Origin of the sequence: Paenibacillus periandrae (assembly GCF_022458865.1) — a bacterium.
Classification (GTDB): domain Bacteria; phylum Bacillota; class Bacilli; order Paenibacillales; family NBRC-103111; genus Paenibacillus_S; species Paenibacillus_S periandrae.
The window spans coordinates 1-423 of sequence record NZ_JAJNMU010000137.1 but is presented as its reverse complement, the minus strand read 5'-3'; the positions used below and the strand labels follow the sequence as shown (position 1 = coordinate 423).

Below are 423 nucleotides of genomic sequence, written 5' to 3'. Positions count from 1 at the left end.
CCGCAACATCAGAAATGGGAACGACATTGCCTGGCTATACATCGAAGACAATGAGCGGGGTTACTCCCATGAACACAGCTAGTGTAAGGGTACATATTTATTTGCTGGGAACCGCGGCGGGAGGAAGCGGAACCTTCTATATCGACCAGGCCAGTTTACGATATACGAATGATGATAATTTACTTACAAATGGTTCATTTGAAACAGCGATTGGGGGTCTTAACGGAATTGCCAATGGTTGGAACAAAGCGGATAGCGCGGGGATCATGGGAAGCAGTAATGTGATCGATGGTGGAACCTCAGGATCAAAGGCCCAGAAAATCAGCGTAGCGACGATTCCAGAGGGGGGAAGGTCATATTTATTTCAAAATGTGGCGATAGAGGGGAACAAGCCCTATACATTCCAGGCGATGATGCAGATTC

At 47.3% G+C, this 423-nt stretch carries 1 protein-coding gene; it reads left to right on the top strand.

The genetic code is table 11. The features are described 5' to 3' along the window. Nucleotides 1-68 precede the first annotated feature (68 nt). Nucleotides 69-423: hypothetical protein (locus LRL21_RS44945; RefSeq protein WP_240422225.1), on the top strand; the 355-nt coding region annotated here is incomplete at its 3' end.